The following is a 19,588-nucleotide window of genomic DNA, read 5'->3' as shown; positions in this document are numbered from 1 at the left end:
ACTTTTTCGGTCTCCGGAGGATAATATGGCGGTTCGGTCCCAACTCTGCGAGGCCTGTGATATCAAGGAACTGACATTCTGTTCCTCCTTGCAGGGCGAAGAACATACCCGTCTGCGCCAGATACTGACCCATGTTCAGTACGACGGTCACAGCACCATTTTCCATGAAACCGAAACCGCCGATTACGTGTTCAACGTCACGTCCGGCTCGGTCAAGCTTTACAAATTGCTGGGCGATGGCCGCCGACAGATTACCGGCTTTCTGTTTGCCGGGGATTTTCTGGGCCTCGCCCTTAATGAAACCTACAGCTATACCGCCGAAGCGATTGAGCCGGTAACCGCCTGCCGGTTTTCCCGGCAAAAGCTGGAAAAGCTGTTTGACGAATATCCGCGCCTTGAAAAACGCATGTTGGGCATGGCGGTTGATGAACTGGCCGCCGCCCAGGACCAGATGTTGTTGCTGGGCCGCAAGACCGCCAAGGAAAAGGTTGCGTCGTTCCTGTTGATGTTGGCCCGCCGTCAGCATCATCGCGGTGCCGACGAAGATTTGATCGAAGTCCCGATGAGCCGGTCCGACATTGCCGATTATCTGGGCCTGACGATTGAAACCGTGTCGCGGACCCTGACACAATTGAAAAAAGAATCCACAATTGTGCTGAAAGACAACAAACATATCGAAGCCATTGGCATGGGTATGCTCGAAGATCTGGCCGAAGGGCTTTAAAACCGGGTTTTTCGGACCATGATTTTTGCAACTGCGAAAAAACATTTCCCGCCCGGCGTCATCATATTGTAAACATGACCCAGAGCCGGACTGCGTTCCGGCCCCCAAGCACCGGTAATATCCGGGGGAGAAACGTCATGAGTGCCACCAAGAACAAACAGGGCCGCATCACGGTTCCTGCCCTTCGTGCCCGCAAGGGTGGCGATCCGATTGTCTGCCTGACCGCCTATACCGCGCCCATGGCGCAGCGCCTTGACCCGCATTGCGACCTGTTGCTGGTCGGGGATTCGCTGGGCATGGTGGTTTACGGCATGGACAGCACATTGGCCGTCACCGTCGATATGATGATCAATCATGGCCTTGCCGTGATGCGCGGCAGCAAGCATGCCTGCGTGGTCATCGACCTGCCTTTTGGCAGTTATCAGGAATCACGGGAACAGGCGTTTCGCACCGCCGCCCGCATCATGGCCGAAACCGGCTGTGCGGCCGTCAAACTTGAAGGTGGCGCTGAAATGGCCGACACCATCGCGTTTTTGCAGGGCCGTGGCATTCCGGTGATGGCGCATATCGGCCTGATGCCGCAACAGGTCAACACCATGGGCGGTTTCAAAAGTCAGGGCCGCGATGATGCCGCCGCTGCCCGCCTGATCGAAGATGCCCGCGCCATTGCCCGTGCCGGGGCCTTTGCCGTAGTGATCGAAGGCACGGTCGAGGCTGTCGCCCACCAGATCACCGCCGAAATCGATATTCCGACCATCGGCATCGGGGCATCGGTGGCCTGCGACGGGCAGGTTCTGGTGACCGAGGATATTCTGGGGCTGTTTTCGGATTTCACCCCGAAATTCGTCAAACGCTATGCCAATCTGGGCGATCAGATATCGGACGCCGCCGCAACCTATGCCGCCGAAGTTCGGGCCCGCCAGTTTCCCGGTGAGGAACATTGCTTTGGCATTCCCAAAACCGGCCCTCTCCGCGCCGTGAAATAAGCAGCGAATACGGTCCATGACCCTGAAAACCGTTCACAGCGTTGCAGAAATGCGCGCAATCATTGCCGGTTGGCGTGCCGAAGGCCTGCGGGTTGCGCTGGTGCCAACCATGGGTGCCCTGCATCAGGGCCATATCAGCCTGACCGATCTGGCCCGCCGCCACGCCGACCGTGTGGTCGTCAGTATTTTCGTCAATCCGGCGCAGTTTGGCCCGAACGAAGATTTCGCGGCCTATCCCCGCACCCTGCCCGATGATCAGGCCCGACTGGATGCCGCCGGGGTCGAGATGTGTTTCGCGCCTAATGTCAGCGAAATGTATCCGGACCATTTCGCCACCAGCATCCATGTCGAAGGCCTGACCAATGTGTTGTGCGGGGCAACCCGGCCCGGCCATTTTGACGGCATGGCGCTGATCGTCACCAAATTGCTGTTACAGGCCCTGCCCGATTGCGCCCTGTTTGGCGAAAAGGATTATCAGCAATTAATGGTGATCCGGCGTTTTGTTGCCGATCTGAACATCCCGGTCGATATTATCGGCGCCCCCATCCATCGTGAGGCCGATGGTCTGGCGATGTCATCGCGCAACCGGTATCTGACCGCACAGGAACGCGCCATCGCCCCGACCCTGCATCATGTCCTGCAAGACATTGCCACGGCGGCAAACCGGGGCAATCTGATTGACCCCCTGATCACACAGGGCAAGGCCGATATTAAGGCCGCCGGGTTTGGCGAGATTGATTATCTTGAAATCCGTGATGCCGAAAACCTGCAACCGGTCACCGGCACCCTTGCCCGCCCGGCCCGCATTTTTGTTGCCGCCCGTCTGGGCAAGGCCCGGCTGATTGACAATCTGGCGATAACGCCGCCGCAATCTGTCGGATAAAAGTCCCGGCAGATAGCAGAATCGCCGATTGCAATGCGATGATCGGAAACATTCGGGCAAAAGCCCGGAATGCCGCGCCTTGGCACCCGATTGCGCTTGACTCTGCCGACCCTGTCCATTAAACACCACGCACTTGGTCGTCCCGGCGGGATGACTCCCCCAGTCCCCGAGAATCGGGCACTGGGTTAATTTATTTTGTGCGTGCTCGGTGGAAAAGCCGGAAAAACAGACGGGATGACGGATGTTTGAAGGACTAAGCGATCGTCTTGGCGGGGTTTTTGACAAACTGCGGAAACGCGGCGCGTTAAAGGAATCCGACGTACGGGAAGCCATGCGCGAGGTGCGTGTCGCCTTGCTTGAGGCTGACGTTGCCTTGCCGGTCGTTAAGGAATTCATCGCCAATGCCACCGAACGGGCGGTTGGTCAGGATGTTTTGCGCTCGGTCACGCCGGGTCAGATGGTCGTCAAGATCGTTCATGACGAACTGAAAAACATGCTGGGCGAAGGCGAGGATATCAATCTGGCCGCCGTCGCCCCGGTGCCGATCCTGATGGTCGGTTTGCAGGGATCGGGTAAAACCACCAGTTCGGCCAAGATTGCCCTGCATCTGACCGGCAAGCGCAACAAAAAGGTTTTGCTGGCATCGCTGGACGTTTATCGCCCGGCCGCCCAGCAGCAATTGAAAATTCTGGCCGATGATAACGGTCTGGCGTCCCTGCCAATCATCATGGGCGAAAAGCCGGTGGCGATTGCCAAGCGCGCCATGGATATGGGTCGGCGCGAAGGGTTTGACGTCGTTATCCTTGATACCGCCGGTCGCCTGCATATCGACATGGAATTGATGAGCGAAGTCGCGCAGATCCGCGATGCCGTCAATCCGGCCGAAACCCTGCTGGTGTCCGATGCGATGACCGGTCAGGATGCGGTCAATGTCGCCAAGGAATTCGCCGACAAGGTCGGCGTGACCGGCATCGTTCTGACCCGTGTGGATGGCGATGCCCGTGGCGGTGCCGCCCTGTCGATGCGCAAAATCACCGGCTGCCCGATCAAGATGCTGGGCGTTGGTGAAAAAATCACCGAGATGGAACCCTTCCATCCGGACCGTCTGGCCGGACGCATTCTGGGCATGGGCGACGTTGTCAGCCTTGTCGAACGCGCCGCCGAGACGATCGAAAAAGAAGACGCCGAGAAAATGGCGAAGAAGCTGTCAAAGGGTCAGTTTGACCTCAATGACCTTCTGTCGCAGCTTAAACAGCTTCAGAAAATGGGTGATCTGTCGGGCATCATGGGGATGTTGCCCGGTATGGGCGGTCTGAAAAAACAGATGGCACAGACCAAGATCGACCCGAAATTGCTGAAACATCAGGAAGCAATCATCCAGTCGATGACCCCGAAAGAACGCGAAAACCCGGCGCTGATCAAGGCATCGCGCAAGGTGCGGATCGCGGCGGGTTGCGGTTTGTCGGTGCAGGATGTCAACAAGCTTCTGAAACAATATCAGACCATGGCCACCATGATCAAAAAGGTGGGCAAGATGGGCAAAAAGGGAATGTTCGGCAAGATGATGGGCGGCGGTATGCCCGACATGGACCCGGCCATGCTGCAAGGGGGCGACATGCCCGCTGGTGGCCTTCCCAAAGGTTTTCCCGGTGCCGGGGGCGGTCTTCCGCCCGGGTTTCCGGGATTGGGCGGCGGCGGCGGTTTGCCGCCGGGATTTCAGGGTTTTGGCAAAAAGAAATAGCCAAAACCCGGTTCGCAAGAACCAGAACGAACGGTTCATTGAACCGCACTAAAATGATCCTTCGGGATCATGACACCAGAACTACTTGTTTAAAAAGCTGAAAGGAACTGATCCGAATGGCTGTCAAGATTCGTCTTTCCCGTGGCGGTGCCAAAAAACGCCCGTACTACCGTATCGTAGTTGCGGACGCCCGTGCCCCGCGTGACGGCAGCTTCATCGAGAAAATCGGAACATATGATCCGATGCTCCCGAAGGAAGCCGGTAACCGCGTAACCTTCAAGGAAGAGCGCGTAAAATATTGGCTGGGCGTTGGCGCACAGCCGACCGATCGTGTTGCACGTTTCCTGGGCCAGATGGGCCTGGCCGAAGCGTTCAAACCGACCGAACAGCCGAAAAAGTCCGCTCCGAAGGCGAAAGCCCAGGAACGTACCCGTGAAAAAGAACAGAAAGCCGCCGACGCTGCTGAAGCTGCTGCTGCCGCAGCCGCCGCTGCTGCTGCTCCGGCTGCTGAAGAAGCTGCCAGCGAAGAATAAGACGTACGCACGCTTTGATCAGACATTGGACATCTGTGAACCGACATGGCTGAAACCCGTAAATCCCAATCCAGCGACGCTTTTGTCTGCGTCGGCATGATCACCGCCCCGCATGGGGTGCGTGGTGCCGTCCGCGTCAAAAGCTATACCGTTGATCCGGATGATCTGGTCAGCTACGGCCCGTTGTTCGACGCCAAAGGGAAACAGAAATATACTCTGGCCCCTGTCGGACATGTTCGCGACCAGTTGATCGCCAAGATCGACGGCGTCGATGATCGCAATGGTGCCGAGCGGCTGCGGGGTACCCGGCTGCATGTCCCGCGTGAGGCGTTGCCCGAAACGGGTGATGAAGACGAATTTTATCTTGCCGATCTTGTCGGCCTGAAAGCGTTCCATGTGAATGGATCGGTGTTTGGGACGGTACGCGGCGTGGCCGATTTTGGTGCAGGCGATGTTATTGAAATCGCACTGGAAGAAGGCCGGGGAAAAGTCGTTGTTCTGCCCTTTACCAAGGCAATGGTTCCTGACGTGGTCCTGTCGGAACGCAAACTGGTAGTCAATCCGCCCGAGGGGCTTTTGCAGGAAGAAGACGGACCGGGCAATCGTACCCGCCGCCCCCCTTCCCGTAAAAATCCTCAGGCCGACCGCGACTCTGATGCCGTGACCGCAGATGCGGCAGGCGCGGAACCCGCGACCGGCAGCGGAAAGGAGGCCTGAACGATGTCAGTGTGGCAGGCCAAGGTTGCAACGCTTTTCCCGGAAATGTTCCCCGGTCCTCTTGGCCAGTCTTTGGCAGGGAAGGCTTTGGAAAACGGGAAATGGTCGCTTGATGTGATCAACATCCGCGATCAGGCAACCGACCGTCACCGCACTGTTGACGATAATCCGTTCGGGGGTGGGGCCGGTATGGTCATGCGCCCGGACATCGTTGACGCCGCCCTGCGTGAAATCCGGACGCCCAATCCGGAATTACCGCTGATCTATCTCAGCCCGCGGGGAAAAATGCTGAACCAGAAACGCTGCCGCGAATTGGCAGCGGGGCCGGGTGTCATCCTGTTGTGCGGTCGTTACGAAGGTATCGACCAGCGTGTACTGGACGAACATCAGGCCGAAGAGGTCAGCATCGGCGATTACATCCTCATGGGCGGCGAACTGCCGGCCATGGTGCTGATCGAATCGTGCATTCGCCTTATCGACGGTGTGGTCGGCAAAACCGATTCCATCGACGAGGAAAGCTTCGAAACCGGGTTGCTTGAATATCCGCATTTTACGCGCCCGGCCAATTGGAACGGACGTGAAGTGCCGGAAATTCTGCTTTCCGGTCATCATGCCAAGGTACAGGCCTGGCGCGTCGCACAGGCAGAAGAAATCACCCGCGAACGACGTCCTGATCTGTGGGATCAGTATGTCGCCGGGGGTATTCCAAAGAGGGTTTAATCATGACCAATGCTATCATTCAGCAGATCGAAAAAGATCAGCTTGATAAAATCTCCGCCAAACGCGAAGTCCCGGAATTCGACGCCGGTGACACCATTCGTGTTTACCTGAAAGTCACCGAAGGTACCCGTGACCGTATTCAGCAGTTTGAAGGCGTTTGCATCGCCCGTAAAAACCGTGGCCTGAATTCGTCCTTTACCCTGCGTAAAATCGCATCGGGTGAAGGTGTCGAGCGTATCTTCCAGAACTATTCCCCGGCCATCGACAAAATCGAAGTCGTGCGTCGTGGCGATGTTCGCCGTGCGAAACTGTACTATCTGCGTGGTCGTACCGGTAAGTCGGCACGTATCGCCGAACAGACCACCGGCCACAAAGGCAAACTGACGGCCGCTGAACGCCAGAAATAATCTGCGTTCCGGGTCGCAAGATGCCAGATCAAACGGGTCCGTTGCAAAACGGGCCCGTTTTTCATACCCCTCCGGTAAACCGGGCGACGACCCGATGCGCAACACACTTTTTGCGTGCAATTATCGAATCGCCCCAAATTCATGCCCGGCACGGTCTGTTTGGCGGAAACAATGCGGTCTTTCTATCAGAACGCCGTATATCAGGTATTGATGATTTATCCTGACGTCCGGGTTTTTTGCCCTTACAACCACCCAAAGATGCCGGATTTTTCCAAATACTATTTTGGGGTGCCGGTGACCGAAAAAACACCCGTTCTCGCGCTTGCGCTTTGGGGGCGGGCGTGTATAAAAGCAGTCCCGCGGCAAAAACGGCCAAGGGCAGGCGTTTCTGGATAATAATATTTCGCAAGACAGGCCAACCTGTCGCACCGGAGGAACAGGCGGTCCATGACCGCAATCAGCGGATACGATATCAGCCCGACTGATAACAGCCCCCTGACCCGGACAATATTTTCCAAAACTGCCGCCCTGATGTGTGCCGTGCTGCATAAACGGATCGATTAAGAGAGGAGGTCGAGATGGGTAACCCGAAAACCCTTTTTGACAAGATATGGGCAAGTCATGTGGTGGATCGGCAGGATGACGGAACCTGCCTGATTTATATTGACCGCCATCTCGTCCATGAAGTCACCAGCCCGCAAGCCTTTGAGGGGCTGCGCAATGCCGGGCGCAAGGTGCTTCATCCGGAACTGACCCTGGCCGTGCCCGATCATAACGTGCCGACCACCGACCGGTCGCAGGGCATCAAGGAAGAAGACAGCCGCATTCAGGTTGAAACCCTTGATACCAACGCGCGCGACACCGGCATTCATTATTTCCCGATGAATGATTTGCGTCAGGGTGTGGTGCATATTGTCGGCCCCGAAGAAGGGTTTACCCTGCCGGGGATTACGATGGTGTGTGGCGATTCGCATACCTCGACCCACGGTGCATTCGGGTCATTGGCCTTTGGCATCGGCACCTCCGAAGTCGAACATGTTCTTGCCACCCAGACTTTGGTTCAGAAACCGGCCAAAAACATGCTGGTGCGGGTTGAAGGCGATATTCCGCCCGGTGTGACCGCCAAGGACATCACCCTTGCCATCATCGGCAAGATCGGGACGGCGGGCGGCACCGGCTATGTCATCGAATATGCCGGATCGGCGATCCGCGCCCTGTCGATGGAAGGCCGCATGACGGTCTGCAATATGAGCATCGAAGCCGGTGCACGTGCAGGCCTGATTGCCCCGGACCAGACCACATTCGATTACATCATGGGCCGCCCGATGGCGCCCAAGGGTGCGGCCTTTGAACAGGCTGTTGCCTATTGGAAAACCCTGCCGTCCGACGATGGTGCCCATTACGACAAGATCGTCGAACTGAGTGCTGAAGATCTGGTGCCGCAAGTCACATGGGGCACCAGCCCCGAAGACGTGGTGCCGGTGACCGGCAAGGTGCCCGGCCCCGATGACGTGACCGATGAGGGCAAGAAAAAAGCCATTACCCGGTCGCTCGATTATATGGGCCTGACCGCAGGCACCAATATGGAAGACATCCGCATCGACCGGGTGTTTATCGGGTCCTGCACCAATGGCCGCATCGAAGATTTGCGCGCCGCCGCCGTGATTGCCAAGGGCCGCAAGGTGGCCGGGCATGTCAATGCGATGGTTGTGCCGGGTTCGGGTCTGGTCAAGGAACAGGCCGAGGCCGAAGGCCTGCATGAAATCTTTCTGGAAGCCGGATTTGAATGGCGCGAACCGGGTTGTTCGATGTGTCTGGCCATGAATCCGGATCGTCTGGAACCGGGTGAACGCTGTGCCTCGACATCCAACCGCAATTTTGAAGGCCGTCAGGGCCGCGGTGGTCGTACCCATCTGGTCAGCCCGGCGATGGCCGCAGCGGCCGCCGTCACCGGTCATCTGACCGATGTCCGCAAGCTCGGATAAGGCGAAACAACAATGTCTGCATCAGTCCTGATCATGCATGAAGATGGCGTTCTGCGATATGGCCGTGCCGCAATTCTTGACACATTGCTGCCGCAACTCGCAGGGATCAATTTGCCGGATTTCGTCGCCAATGACGTGGATCCGACCGACGAACTGATCGAGGCCCTCGGACGTGCGTGGGACTTTGGAAGCAAGGGATAAGCCAATGGACAAGTTTACAACACTGACCGGTGTGGCCGCACCACTGCCGATGATCAATGTCGATACCGACATGATCATTCCCAAACAGTTTCTCAAGACCATCAAGCGTTCCGGTCTTGGCAAGAACCTGTTTGATGAAATGCGTTTTGACGATAACGGGAATGAAATCCCCGATTTCGTGCTGAACAAACCGGCCTATCGCAATGCCAAAATCCTCGTTTCCGGGGATAATTTCGGCTGTGGCTCGTCGCGGGAACATGCGCCGTGGTCGCTGCTGGATTTTGGCATTCGCTGCATCATCGCCCCCAGCTTTGCCGATATTTTCTATAACAACTGTTTCAAGAACGGCATTCTGCCGATCCGGTTGCCTGCCGAAGATGTCGCCAAACTGATGGAAGATGCCGAACGCGGTTCCAACGCCACCGTGACCATCGACCTTGAAAAACAGGAAATTTATGGCCCGGATGGCGGTTGCATCACATTTGATGTCGAACCGTTCCGCAAGCATTGCCTGCTGAATGGCCTTGATGACATTGGCCTGACGCTGCAAAAGGCCGATGCGATCAAAACCTTTGAAGCCCAGCGGGCCGCAAGCCAGCCCTGGCTGGCGCTGTAATCTTCATTCCCGGCGGCGAAAGGGGTTTTTCTTTTCGCCGCCTTTTTGTCCCGCATAACCTGCCCGGCGCGTCTGCGCTGATAACATTGCGAAGGTATCGGATATGAGTACCCCCAAAAAAGTATTGATGCTGCCCGGTGACGGTATCGGCCCCGAAGTCATGCGTCAGGTCCAGCGTGTTATGGACTGGATGACCAAAAAACGCGGTGTCAATTTTGACGTTACCGAAGGCCTGATTGGCGGCGCATCGATTGACGCCCACAACAATCCGCTGACCGATGAAACCCTTGCGATGGCGATGGAAGCCGATGCGGTTTTGCTGGGCGCGGTCGGGGGTCCGAAATGGGATAATCTGCCGTTTGATATCAAACCGGAACGCGGCCTTTTGAAAATCCGCAAGGAAATGGGCCTGTTTGCCAATTTGCGCCCGGCACTGGTCTTTGATGCGCTGGTCGGGGCATCGACCCTGAAAGAAGAAGTCGTCAAGGGTCTGGATATCATGATCCTGCGCGAATTGACCGGCGGCATTTATTTCGGCCAGCCGCGCGGCATCGAAGAACGCGACGGTGTGCGGGTTGGTTTCAACACCCTGATTTATTCCGAACCCGAAGTCGAACGCATTGCGCGTGTCGCCTTTGACATGGCGATGAAGCGCAACAAACGCCTGTGTTCGGTTGACAAGGCCAATGTTCTGGAATCCACCGTGCTGTGGCGCGAAGTGGTCGAACGGGTCGCCAAGGATTTCCCCGAAGTCGAAGTCAGCCATATGTATGTCGATAATGCTGCCATGCAGCTTGTCCGCAACCCGAAACAGTTCGACGTGATGGTCACCACCAACATGTTTGGCGACATTCTGTCTGATTGTGCCGCCATGCTGACCGGGTCGCTGGGCATGTTGCCATCGGCATCGCTGGGCGCGGCAGATGCCAATGGCAAACGCCGTGCGCTGTACGAGCCGGTCCACGGATCGGCCCCGGACATTGCCGGGCAGGATATTGCCAATCCGCTGGCGACCTTGTTGTCCTTTGCCATGATGCTGCGCTATTCGTTCGACATGGGTGATGACGCCACCATGATCGAAACCGCCGTTCAGAACGTCCTGAAGGGTGGCCTGCGCACCGGTGACATCATGCAGCCGGGTATGGCGCGGGTTTCAACCTCCGTGATGGGTGAATCGGTGATCAGCGAACTGAACAAAATCGCCTGATTGCGATATCGCATCAGCAACATTTTGACGTCAAAAGCCGGGGAAACCCGGCTTTTTTGCTGCCCGCATTTGCGAAAGGGTGCTTGACAGATTGCGGCAAGACCATACAACTGGATAGCAATCCTCAAAAAAATACCCTTGCGCGACACAGCAACGGAAAGCACGGACATATGAGCAGAAGAAAAGAGCTGATTCTCGGGGCGATTGTCGTCACCGGACTGGTAGGTGCAGGTCTGCATTTTGCCGCCCCCGCCTATATGCTGAGCCAGTTGCGTGCGACGTTGACCGATCCGGCATCGCAGGTACGCGGGGAATTTTCCGATTTTCGCATGTCGCTGTTTGGTGGCACCCTGTCGGCCAACAATATCAAACTGGCCCATCAGGATGGTTCCTATTACGAAGCGGACCGGATTGAATTTGACGGCGTGGACTGGCTGGCCTTTTACGGCATCACACCGGGCAGCAGCGGCATTGCCGCAAAAATGCGGCTTGATGATCCGCGCATCACCCGCAACGGCCTGAAAATCACCATGAAGCAGGCCACCCTTGAAAATGTTCAGGTCAACACCGCCACATGGATGCCGCAGGGTTATGTTGCCGGCAAGGCCGACATCATTGATGTCACCCTGCAAAACGGTGTCCATCAAAACCGCTTTGCCCGGCTGGACGGCACCAATATCGGCTATGACACGATTGGCAGCCTGAACGTTACCGACTGGAATTTCAGCAAAACCGCCCCCACACCGGTCAGTGGCAACATGGCCCAGGGCGCGTTTGCCGAATGTGCCGGTCCGGTGCAACTGATCGGCCAGTTACTGGACAGCACGATTGATGCCACCGACGCCGCCCTGTGCCGGGAAATCGCCTTTTCCGACCTGTCGCTGACACTTGACGATACCACAACCGTCAATATTGCCGCCTTTGACGGCAAGGATTTGACGGTGCGCAGCATTGGCATGGCCCGTCTTGACGGGCTGGCAATTGCCGATCGTGGTAATCGTGGTGGCATGTCTGTCGGGCAGATTGAAATCAGCGATTTTAACCACGACATCACCCCCGATATGTGGCGCGATCTGCAAACCAATCCCGACCCGGATCAAATGATTGCCGCGATCAAGGCCATCCGTTTTGCCAGCGTATCCCTGCAAGACCCGAAAATCACCGTACCCGAAGGCGAAATTGGCCTTGGCAGATTTGCCCTGAACGGTTTGGACGCAGGCATTCTGGGGCAACTTGATGCGGCCGGTTTCAGGCTTGTCACCCTTGAAGAAAGCCCGGCTGTGTCCTTGAAAGTCGGGGCACTGGATGTCCGGCGCATCCATTTTCCGGAACTGATTGCCTTATGGGACAATCATTTTCCCACGCGCCGCCTGAACGATCCCGAGGCGCAAATGGCCCGCATGCAGGAAATGACGATGGGCGAACTGGGCTTTCCCCTGGGCCGCCCCCTGTTTGAATCCTATCGCCTTGAAAAACTCGATATCGACATCTCCGATGACGAGCAATTCGGCACCATGATTGATCTTCTGGACGGGAAATTTGGCGATATTGAAACGCCACCCAATGCCGGTTTCGCCTATGCACGGTCATTGGATAGCACGGTTTCCGGCCTGAAAATCCGGTTTCCCGACAGGATTGCCAATGACCCGGTGATTTTGGAAACGCTTGATATCGACGACCTCAACACTCTGACCCTTGATATGGCAATGCATCAGGTCTGGAACCCGGAAGACGGCACCTATATTTATGCCATCGACAATCTGGAACTGCGCGATATCGGGGCGGCAAAACTGGAACTGGTGCTGGCCGGCTTGCCTGCCGACACCATGCATGCCCTGCTCGACACGCAGGTTGCCGATATTGGCAATCTGGGCATCATTGTGATGACGCAGCTTGAATTTGCCCGAGCCAATCTTGAAGTGTCGGGCGAAAAATTGCTGCCCTTCATGCTGGGTCTGGCATCATTGCAAAACGGTATGGCACCCGACGAAATGCAATTGATGGCCGGGATGACGGTTTTGCAAACCCAGCAGGCCTTTGCCCAAAGCCCGGTTCTGGCCGATGCGCTGGGCCAGTTGGCGGAATGGCTGGCCACCCCGCAGCATTTGCAAATCGGCCTTGCCCCGCAACAGCCTGTGCTGATCGGTGCCCTTGCAGGCGGGCAATTACCGCCGCCCGCCCTAGCCGAATTGCTGGGACTGGGCATTACCGCCAATCCCTGACAGGATCAGGCGGCAAGACGGGCAAACAGGGCGATTTTATCCGGGTTGCGGTGAATGAAAATGTCATGCAACCCGGTGTCATCCTGACGGAAACTGATGGCCGTTACCGGCATTTCGCCGGACTTCATACGCAATAACAGCCAATATTCCGCCCCGCCCCGCACGATTTCCGATATGTACCCCGCCGGGGCCTTGCGCCGGATTCCGGCAAAAAAGCGTGCCACATGATCGGCACCGTAAATCCGGTTGACCGCCGCCGATGCCTTGCCGCCACCATCGGAATGCAGGGTCACATCCGGGGCCAGATGCGCCATGATCCGGGTGACATCGCCACTGCCAAACGCCTCGACAAAGGCGGCAATATCATCACGATCGGCCATCATGATATCGGCGGCACGCAGCGGACTGCCGGGAACATCATCCGCCATTTTCCGCCGGGCGCGAAACAGAATTTGCCGGGCATTGTTGGCGGTGCGATCGATCACCGGGGCAATGGCATCGTGGTTCCAGTCGAACACTTCATGCAGGACCAGCGCCACCCGTTCCACCGGATCAAGCCGTTCCAGCATCAAAAGATAGGCCTGCGACAAATCATCGCGCAGGATCAGGTTGTCTTCGGCCTCGGGCGGGATGGAGGGCACCCATGGTTCGGGCAACCATTGCCCGACATAGGTTTCGCGTTGCCGCCGGGCGGATTTCAGAACATCCAGACAGATATTGCCGCAGACCCGCACCAGCCAGCCGGTGACATCGCGCAATTCATCATGCCGGGCGGCACGCCAGCGCAGCCAGACATCTTGCACCGCATCTTCGGCGTCGGAATGACTGCCCAGCATCCGGTAAGACAGCGCCATCAAACGGGGCCGGTGATCCTCGAATATCGCATCCTGCATGGGTCAATCCACAAATGGCACCGGCGATGCGGGCAAGGACCCACATCGCCAATCATGATTATTCCGGCAAAAAAACCGTTTTTCAGGCAAGTTCGTGTTGTGCAATCCCCAACCGGTTCCAGGCATTCATCGTCGAAACGATACAGGAGATTTCGGAAATCAGGGCAACGTCATAATGCGCCAGAAGGTTCTGATAGCTTTGCGAAATTGTGTCCTTGTCAGCATTGCGCGTCAGGCATTCGGCCCAGTCAAGGGCGGCACGTTCCGCCGCATCGAACCCGTTGGCATTGCGCCATACCGCCACCATCGTCAGTTGCCGGGTGTCGCCGCCATGTTCGATAAAACTTTTGGCATGCATGCGCAGGCAATGGGAACAATTATTGATTTGCGATACCCGGATTTCGATCAGATCGCGCAAAACCGGCGGGATCGCTGCATTATCCGACAGGGCATCGGCCAGTTTCAACATGGCCTGAAACAGTTTCGGCGTGGCTTTGGGAAATTCAAAACGGCTCATTACGGTATCTTTCCTGTTTGCAGAAGGTGAAAATCACCCGTTGCAAACAGGACGAGACAGCGATGGCGTTTGTTACAGGATCACCCGAAAATTATTGTGCCGTTTCATGTGTGCCGGTAACCGGGTTTGGTAAAGACAAATTGGCCGACCCGCATACCGCCCCCGCCGTCGCCCGCGTCAAAGGCATTGATGCACCCGGCCAGATAAAATTCCCACATGCGTTTGAATTCGTTGTCATATTTTTGCGGGTCAAGCTGATCGATTGTTGCCCGGAAACGGTCGCGCCACGCCATCAGGGTGCGGGCATAATTGCTGCCATCATGGAAATGACAGGCCTCGACCCGCAATTCCGCCTGTTCGGCGGCGGCCAGAACCTCGTGCGCGGCGGGAATATATCCGCCCGGAAAAATATAACGGTCAATCCACGGCGAGGTAAAATCCGGGCGCGGCTTGATGATCGTATGGATCACCGCCCGCCCGCCATCATTCAGCAATTGCGCGATTTTGTTAAAATAGGTGCGAAATTGCGGACGCCCGACATGTTCAAACATCCCGACCGACACCACCCGGTCATAACGCCCGGCATTGGCATCGGCATACAGCCGGTAATCCATCAAATGGTAATCCAGCCCCTGATGAAATTCGGCGGGCAATTCCGCCTTGCGGTCCTGCGCCCATGCCAGTTGTTCGGTCGAAAGCGTAATGCCATGCACCTCGGCCCCGGAATGGCGGCGGATAAAGCGGCTTAACCCGCCCCAGCCACAACCGACATCCACCACCCGCAAACCCGGCCTGTCAATTTTCAGGCGCTGGGTGGTCAGGCTCATTTTGCGGTGCTGGGCTTCTTCAAGGGTCAGAGCCCCGTCATCCCAGAACGCGCAGGAATATTGCATGTCGGGGTCAAGGAACCGGGTATAAAGATCATTGCCGATATCATAATGATGCCGCACCCGGCGCGATGCCGCGCGAACCGAAGTATATTGTGCAATCTGGAATTTCAGGGCCTGAATGCGTTCGATCAGCGGGCCGAAACTGCTTTTTGAATGGCCGCCTTCAAAATTCAGGCGCAACACCTTGATCACATCCTCAAGCTCGTCGGATGTCATATCAAAGCCGCCATGCATATAGACTTCACCAAAACCGGGGTCCGGGCTGATCGCCATTTTAAGGGTCCCGGCCCAATCGGGCAATGTGATCCCGGCGCGGGGCAAATTGCCGTCGCCCAGCACGATTTCGTGCTTGCCATCCACCCGAAACACCAGTGTCCCGCGTGTGATATGGGTCTGAAAGAAATCCAGAACTTTTTTTTGTTTCCAGTCCAGTGTCATCGGGTATGTCATCTGCAATCCTTAGCTTTATGCCGGAAATGCGATCCCCTGCTGCAAATCACGCAGCCCCTGCCAACCGGAACCGATTATTAACCCAATTTTATGCAATCTCAAGAGGTAAAACGACAAGACTTGCTTGCGTCCGGGCGGCTCAGGGCTTACATCTCGGCAAGATTATCCGCCCGTATGGCACAAAAACCTTTTGGTGCAGGCGTGGCGCATCCCCGAGAATGAAAGAGGCTTTTGATGGGCTATAAAATCGCCGTTGTCGGCGCAACCGGCAATGTCGGGCGCGAAATGCTCAATACCCTGGCGGAACGCAACTTTCCCGCCGACGAAATCTTTGCCGTTGCCTCGTCGCGATCCATCGGCAGCGAGGTTTCCTGTGGCGACAAGGATCTGACCGTGGTCGATCTGGCGCATTTCGATTTTTCAAAAATCGATATCGCCCTGTTTGCCGCCGATGGTGCCACCGCCAAACAATATGCGCCCAAGGCTGCCGCGGCGGGATGTGTTGTCATTGATAATTCCAGCTTCTTTCGCATGGAACCGGGCGTGCCCCTGATCGTGCCGGAAATCAATGGTGCCGCACTGGCCGGATATGCCAAAAAGAACATCATCGCCAATCCGAATTGTTCCACCATCCAGATGGTGATGGCGTTAAAACCGTTGCATGATTTGCAGCCGGTCAAGCGCGTGGTCGTTTCGACCTATCAATCGGTATCGGGTGCCGGGCGCGATGCGATGGATGAATTGTTCAACCAGACCCGTGGCATTTACGTCAACGATCTGCCGACCAAGGAACATTTTACCAAACAGATCGCCTTTAACGTCATTCCCCATATCGACGATTTCATGGATGATGGTGCCACGCGCGAAGAATGGAAAATGTCGGTCGAAACCCGCAAGATTCTGGACCCCGATATTGCCGTTCATGCCACCTGTGTGCGCGTCCCGGTTTTTGTCGGCCATGCCGAGGCCATCACCATCGAATTTGAAATGCCCGTTACCGTCGAAGAAGCCCGCAAGGCATTGAAAGCGTTTCCGGGTGTTTCGGTGGTCGATCACCGGCAGGATGAAGGCTATGTCACCCCGCACGAAGTCGTGGGCGAGGACAATGTTTTCATTTCCCGCATCCGCAAGGACAATACCGTACCCTATGGCCTGTCGCTGTGGTGTGTCAGCGACAATCTGCGCAAAGGCGCGGCCCTGAATGCGGTGCAGATCGCCGAAATGCTGGCGGCGGAATATCTGCCGAAAAAATGACGGTATCCTGATCGTCTGTTGCGTAAACAAGCCGTCTGTTTCCGGGCGGCTTGTTTCATTCCTGCTGGTCATTCCCGCAAAAAAACGCTAGTCAAGCAACAGCAAACAACCAAATAAAAACAGATTTCGGGGAAAAGGGATGGTCAAGCGTACCCGGAAAGAAGCCGCCAGACTGGATGAAGCCGCCCGTGCCGGATGGCTGTATTATTGCGCGGGCAATACCCAGGATGAAATTGCCACCAAACTGGGTGTCTCGCGCCCGTCGGCACAGCGGCTGGTATCCGCCGCGATCAGCGAAGGTCTGGTCAAGGTCCGGCTGGATCATCCGATTGCCCGTTGCATGGAACTGGCCGCGCAATTATGCGACCGATACGGGCTGGAAAATTGCGATGTGGTGCCGACCGACCCGGCCGCCCCCGATGCAATGTTTGGCATGGCGCAGGCCGCCGCCGCCCAGCTTGAACGTGTTTTGCAGTCCCCCGATCCAAAAATCATTGCACTGGGCACCGGCCGCGCCATGCGCGGCATGGTCAACGAGACCCAGCGCATTGATGGCCGCCATCATAAAATTGTTTCGCTGGTCGGGACCATCGCCACCGATGGCGCGGCCAGTTTTTATGATGCCGTCACCGAACTGGCCGATCTGACCCGTGCGCCACATTATCCGTTGCCGATTCCAGTGATTGTGCGCAACGCCGCCCTGCGCCAGCCCCTTCAGGAACAGCCGCCGATGGACAATATCCTGCATCTGGCGGCAAAGGCCGATGTCCGGTTTGTCGGGGTTGGGCATCTGGGCGAAGATGCCCCGCTGTTTATTGACGGTTTCATCAGCCCGGCAGAATTGCGCAGCCTGCAAGACAAGGGCGGCATTGGCGAACTGATCAGTTGGTCCTTTGACCGGGATGGCACCATTCTGGATCATGATGTCAATCGCCGGGTGACCAGTGCGCCCTTGCAAATCCCGGCGCAAAACACCATCGGCGTTGCCAAGGGCCAGAAAAAGGTGGCAGCGATTCGCGGCGCCATGACCGGCAAGCTGATCACCGCCCTGATCACCGACGAGGCCACGGCAATCGCTTTGCTGTCCTGATTTTTCACAGCTGTTTGAATACCCGGTTTTCTGCGGCCCGTCAGCCTGTCTGACGGGCTTTTGTGTTGCAGCGCGGCAACGAATTTGTTTGACAAGCCATCCTTGAATTGAACTAATGTTCACGTACTGAATAAATGATCAAAACGGGTAGCGCAGTTACCCAACAGGTACAAAATCCTTTAGGGAGGAATCATGAAACATGTAATGGGCGTAGCGCTGTGTGCGTTACTGGCGGGCGGCGTGTCTTTCACTGCCAATGCGCAAACCAAACTGACCATCGCCACCGTCAATAATGGCGATATGATCCGCATGCAAAAGCTGACGGATGACTTCACCGCCAAACATCCCGATATTTCGCTGGAATGGGTCACGCTGGAAGAAAACACCCTGCGTCAGCGCGTCACCACCGACATCGCCACCAAGGGTGGCCAGTATGACGTGATGACGATTGGCACCTATGAAGTCCCGATCTGGTCTGAAAAAGGCTGGCTGGCACCGCTGGATCAACTGGGTGCGGATTATGACGAAGCCGACATCATGCCGGCCATTCGTTCCGCCGTCAGTCAGGACGGACAACTTTATGCTGCACCGTTTTATGCGGAAAGTTCGATGATGATGTATCGCACCGACCTGTTCGAGGCGGCGGGCATCACCATCACCGACCGCCTGACCTGGGACCAGACCCTGGACATCGCCAAAAAACTGCATGACCCGGCCAATGGTGTTTATGGCATTTGCCTGCGCGGCAAGGCGGGCTGGGGCGAAAACATGGCCCTGATCACCACGATGGGCAATGCCTATGGCGCACGCCTGTTTAACGAGGAATGGAAACCGGAATTTGACGGCCCGGAATGGAAAGCCGCCCTGTCGATGTATGTCGATATCCTTGGCAATTATGGTCCTCCCGGTGCCACATCGAACGGCTTTAACGAAAACCTGTCGCTGTTTAATTCGGGCAAATGCGGCATGTGGATTGACGCCACCGTCGCCGCATCCTTTGTCAGCAACCCGGCAGAATCCACCGTTGCCGACAAGGTAGGCTTTACCGAGGCCCCCTGTGCCGAAACCTGCACCGGTGCCAACTGGTTGTGGGCATGGAATCTTGGCATTCCGACCGGCTCGCAAAAGGTTGAGGCCGCCCAGAAATTCATCGCATGGGCAACCTCCAAGGAATATCTGGAACTGGTCGCATCGAAAGAAGGCTGGGCCAATGTCCCGCCGGGCACGCGCATCTCGCTGTATAACAACCCGAAATACCTTGAAGCCGCCCCGTTTGCCGATGAAACCCTGCTGGCAATCGACAGTGCAGATCCGATCAATTCAACCCTGAAACCCAAACCCTATGTCGGGGTTCAGTTTGCCGCCATTCCTGAATTTCAGGGGATTGGCACCACGGTCGGACAGCAGTTTTCGGCGGCTTTGGGCGGATCGTCTTCAATCGAAGATGCCCTTGCCAGTGCGCAATCCAGCACGGACCGCACCATGCAGCGTGCCGGATATTATTGATCTGATCGCTTCTCCCTCGTGACCTGAGAGCCTGGGTGGCGGCAGA

The 19,588-nt window shown here is 56.5% G+C and carries 19 protein-coding genes; 16 read left to right on the top strand and 3 right to left on the bottom strand.

Annotation, left to right across the window (positions count from 1 at the left end; all coding sequences use genetic code 11):
- Positions 1-25: 25 nt before the first annotated feature.
- The 13 genes from Q8O73_RS15715 (at position 26) to Q8O73_RS15655 (ending at position 12,942) form a co-directional block, all read left to right on the top strand.
- Entirely contained in the window at positions 26-724 is a 699-nt protein-coding gene (locus tag Q8O73_RS15715; protein ID WP_305559138.1) for a cyclic nucleotide-binding domain-containing protein, read from the top strand.
- A gap of 137 nt (positions 725-861) precedes the next feature.
- Entirely contained in the window at positions 862-1,710 is an 849-nt protein-coding gene (gene panB, locus Q8O73_RS15710) for a 3-methyl-2-oxobutanoate hydroxymethyltransferase (protein ID WP_305559137.1), read from the top strand.
- A gap of 16 nt (positions 1,711-1,726) precedes the next feature.
- Positions 1,727-2,593, top strand: coding sequence for a pantoate--beta-alanine ligase (panC, locus tag Q8O73_RS15705; protein ID WP_305559136.1), 867 nt, complete (start codon positions 1,727-1,729; stop codon positions 2,591-2,593).
- A 241-nt stretch (positions 2,594-2,834) separates the two neighbouring features.
- Positions 2,835-4,334 (top strand): signal recognition particle protein, encoded by a 1,500-nt coding sequence (gene ffh, locus Q8O73_RS15700; protein WP_305559135.1) that lies wholly within the window; start codon positions 2,835-2,837, stop codon positions 4,332-4,334.
- 116 nt (positions 4,335-4,450) lie between these two features.
- Positions 4,451-4,867, top strand: a complete 417-nt coding sequence (gene rpsP, locus Q8O73_RS15695) for a 30S ribosomal protein S16 (protein WP_305559134.1) — start codon at positions 4,451-4,453, stop codon at positions 4,865-4,867.
- 45 nt (positions 4,868-4,912) lie between these two features.
- Positions 4,913-5,584, top strand: a complete 672-nt coding sequence (gene rimM / locus Q8O73_RS15690; protein WP_305559133.1) for a ribosome maturation factor RimM — start codon at positions 4,913-4,915, stop codon at positions 5,582-5,584.
- A 3-nt stretch (positions 5,585-5,587) separates the two neighbouring features.
- Positions 5,588-6,304: a tRNA (guanosine(37)-N1)-methyltransferase TrmD gene (gene trmD, locus Q8O73_RS15685; protein WP_305559132.1), complete on the top strand. Its 717-nt coding sequence runs from the start codon at positions 5,588-5,590 to the stop codon at positions 6,302-6,304.
- Between the two features lie 2 nt (positions 6,305-6,306).
- Positions 6,307-6,711: a 50S ribosomal protein L19 gene (gene rplS, locus Q8O73_RS15680; RefSeq protein ID WP_305559131.1), complete on the top strand. Its 405-nt coding sequence runs from the start codon at positions 6,307-6,309 to the stop codon at positions 6,709-6,711.
- 578 nt (positions 6,712-7,289) lie between these two features.
- Entirely contained in the window at positions 7,290-8,696 is a 1,407-nt protein-coding gene (gene leuC / locus Q8O73_RS15675) for a 3-isopropylmalate dehydratase large subunit (RefSeq protein WP_305559130.1), read from the top strand.
- 12 nt (positions 8,697-8,708) lie between these two features.
- Positions 8,709-8,897, top strand: coding sequence for a hypothetical protein (locus tag Q8O73_RS15670; RefSeq protein ID WP_305559129.1), 189 nt, complete (start codon positions 8,709-8,711; stop codon positions 8,895-8,897).
- A 4-nt stretch (positions 8,898-8,901) separates the two neighbouring features.
- The gene (leuD, locus tag Q8O73_RS15665) at positions 8,902-9,513 is read left to right on the top strand and encodes a 3-isopropylmalate dehydratase small subunit (RefSeq protein ID WP_305559128.1); all 612 of its coding nucleotides are present in this window, start codon (positions 8,902-8,904) and stop codon (positions 9,511-9,513) included.
- 103 nt (positions 9,514-9,616) lie between these two features.
- Complete coding sequence (gene leuB / locus Q8O73_RS15660; protein ID WP_305559127.1) at positions 9,617-10,720, top strand: 3-isopropylmalate dehydrogenase; 1,104 nt, start codon at positions 9,617-9,619, stop codon at positions 10,718-10,720.
- A 170-nt stretch (positions 10,721-10,890) separates the two neighbouring features.
- Positions 10,891-12,942 carry a hypothetical protein gene (locus tag Q8O73_RS15655; protein WP_305559126.1) on the top strand — a complete coding sequence of 684 codons (2,052 nt, stop codon included), beginning with the start codon at positions 10,891-10,893 and terminating at the stop codon, positions 12,940-12,942.
- Positions 12,943-12,947: 5 nt separating this feature from the next.
- Here Q8O73_RS15655 and sigJ read toward each other — a convergent pair whose 3' ends face one another.
- The 3 genes from sigJ to Q8O73_RS15640 all read right to left on the bottom strand — a co-directional run bounded on the left by sigJ (position 12,948) and on the right by Q8O73_RS15640 (position 15,692).
- Positions 12,948-13,835 carry an RNA polymerase sigma factor SigJ gene (gene sigJ, locus Q8O73_RS15650; protein WP_305559125.1) on the bottom strand — a complete coding sequence of 296 codons (888 nt, stop codon included), beginning with the start codon at positions 13,833-13,835 and terminating at the stop codon, positions 12,948-12,950.
- 82 nt (positions 13,836-13,917) lie between these two features.
- Positions 13,918-14,352, bottom strand: a complete 435-nt coding sequence (locus Q8O73_RS15645) for a carboxymuconolactone decarboxylase family protein (RefSeq protein WP_305559124.1) — start codon at positions 14,350-14,352, stop codon at positions 13,918-13,920.
- 104 nt (positions 14,353-14,456) lie between these two features.
- Positions 14,457-15,692, bottom strand: coding sequence for a class I SAM-dependent methyltransferase (locus Q8O73_RS15640; protein ID WP_305559123.1), 1,236 nt, complete (start codon positions 15,690-15,692; stop codon positions 14,457-14,459).
- 234 nt (positions 15,693-15,926) lie between these two features.
- Between Q8O73_RS15640 and Q8O73_RS15635 the strand changes: the two genes are divergently transcribed.
- The 3 genes from Q8O73_RS15635 to Q8O73_RS15625 all read left to right on the top strand — a co-directional run bounded on the left by Q8O73_RS15635 (position 15,927) and on the right by Q8O73_RS15625 (position 19,542).
- Positions 15,927-16,946 (top strand): aspartate-semialdehyde dehydrogenase, encoded by a 1,020-nt coding sequence (locus Q8O73_RS15635; protein WP_305559122.1) that lies wholly within the window; start codon positions 15,927-15,929, stop codon positions 16,944-16,946.
- Positions 16,947-17,085: 139 nt separating this feature from the next.
- On the top strand, positions 17,086-18,036 hold the full coding sequence (locus tag Q8O73_RS15630) for a sugar-binding transcriptional regulator (protein WP_305559121.1): 951 nt from the start codon (positions 17,086-17,088) through the stop codon (positions 18,034-18,036).
- Positions 18,037-18,228: 192 nt separating this feature from the next.
- Positions 18,229-19,542 (top strand): sugar ABC transporter substrate-binding protein, encoded by a 1,314-nt coding sequence (locus Q8O73_RS15625; RefSeq protein ID WP_305559120.1) that lies wholly within the window; start codon positions 18,229-18,231, stop codon positions 19,540-19,542.
- Positions 19,543-19,588: the final 46 nt, after the last annotated feature.

The organism is Thalassospira sp., from assembly GCF_030690045.1.
Classification (GTDB): Bacteria; Pseudomonadota; Alphaproteobacteria; order Rhodospirillales; family Thalassospiraceae; genus Thalassospira.
The sequence above is the reverse complement of the archived record's forward strand: the minus strand, read 5'-3'. Positions and strand labels throughout refer to the sequence as shown.

What these genes read in the sequence shown, in the direction of transcription:
- Q8O73_RS15715 (WP_305559138.1), top strand. Translation starts at nt 26, where the DNA reads ATGGCGGTTCGGTCCCAACTCTGCGAGGCCTGTGATATCAAGGAACTG.
- panB (WP_305559137.1), top strand. Translation starts at nt 862, where the DNA reads ATGAGTGCCACCAAGAACAAACAGGGCCGCATCACGGTTCCTGCCCTT.
- panC (WP_305559136.1), top strand. Translation starts at nt 1,727, where the DNA reads ATGACCCTGAAAACCGTTCACAGCGTTGCAGAAATGCGCGCAATCATT.
- ffh (WP_305559135.1), top strand. Translation starts at nt 2,835, where the DNA reads ATGTTTGAAGGACTAAGCGATCGTCTTGGCGGGGTTTTTGACAAACTG.
- rpsP (WP_305559134.1), top strand. Translation starts at nt 4,451, where the DNA reads ATGGCTGTCAAGATTCGTCTTTCCCGTGGCGGTGCCAAAAAACGCCCG.
- rimM (WP_305559133.1), top strand. Translation starts at nt 4,913, where the DNA reads ATGGCTGAAACCCGTAAATCCCAATCCAGCGACGCTTTTGTCTGCGTC.
- trmD (WP_305559132.1), top strand. Translation starts at nt 5,588, where the DNA reads ATGTCAGTGTGGCAGGCCAAGGTTGCAACGCTTTTCCCGGAAATGTTC.
- rplS (WP_305559131.1), top strand. Translation starts at nt 6,307, where the DNA reads ATGACCAATGCTATCATTCAGCAGATCGAAAAAGATCAGCTTGATAAA.
- leuC (WP_305559130.1), top strand. Translation starts at nt 7,290, where the DNA reads ATGGGTAACCCGAAAACCCTTTTTGACAAGATATGGGCAAGTCATGTG.
- Q8O73_RS15670 (WP_305559129.1), top strand. Translation starts at nt 8,709, where the DNA reads ATGTCTGCATCAGTCCTGATCATGCATGAAGATGGCGTTCTGCGATAT.
- leuD (WP_305559128.1), top strand. Translation starts at nt 8,902, where the DNA reads ATGGACAAGTTTACAACACTGACCGGTGTGGCCGCACCACTGCCGATG.
- leuB (WP_305559127.1), top strand. Translation starts at nt 9,617, where the DNA reads ATGAGTACCCCCAAAAAAGTATTGATGCTGCCCGGTGACGGTATCGGC.
- Q8O73_RS15655 (WP_305559126.1), top strand. Translation starts at nt 10,891, where the DNA reads ATGAGCAGAAGAAAAGAGCTGATTCTCGGGGCGATTGTCGTCACCGGA.
- sigJ (WP_305559125.1), bottom strand. Translation starts at nt 13,835, where the DNA reads ATGCAGGATGCGATATTCGAGGATCACCGGCCCCGTTTGATGGCGCTG.
- Q8O73_RS15645 (WP_305559124.1), bottom strand. Translation starts at nt 14,352, where the DNA reads ATGAGCCGTTTTGAATTTCCCAAAGCCACGCCGAAACTGTTTCAGGCC.
- Q8O73_RS15640 (WP_305559123.1), bottom strand. Translation starts at nt 15,692, where the DNA reads ATGACATACCCGATGACACTGGACTGGAAACAAAAAAAAGTTCTGGAT.
- Q8O73_RS15635 (WP_305559122.1), top strand. Translation starts at nt 15,927, where the DNA reads ATGGGCTATAAAATCGCCGTTGTCGGCGCAACCGGCAATGTCGGGCGC.
- Q8O73_RS15630 (WP_305559121.1), top strand. Translation starts at nt 17,086, where the DNA reads ATGGTCAAGCGTACCCGGAAAGAAGCCGCCAGACTGGATGAAGCCGCC.
- Q8O73_RS15625 (WP_305559120.1), top strand. Translation starts at nt 18,229, where the DNA reads ATGAAACATGTAATGGGCGTAGCGCTGTGTGCGTTACTGGCGGGCGGC.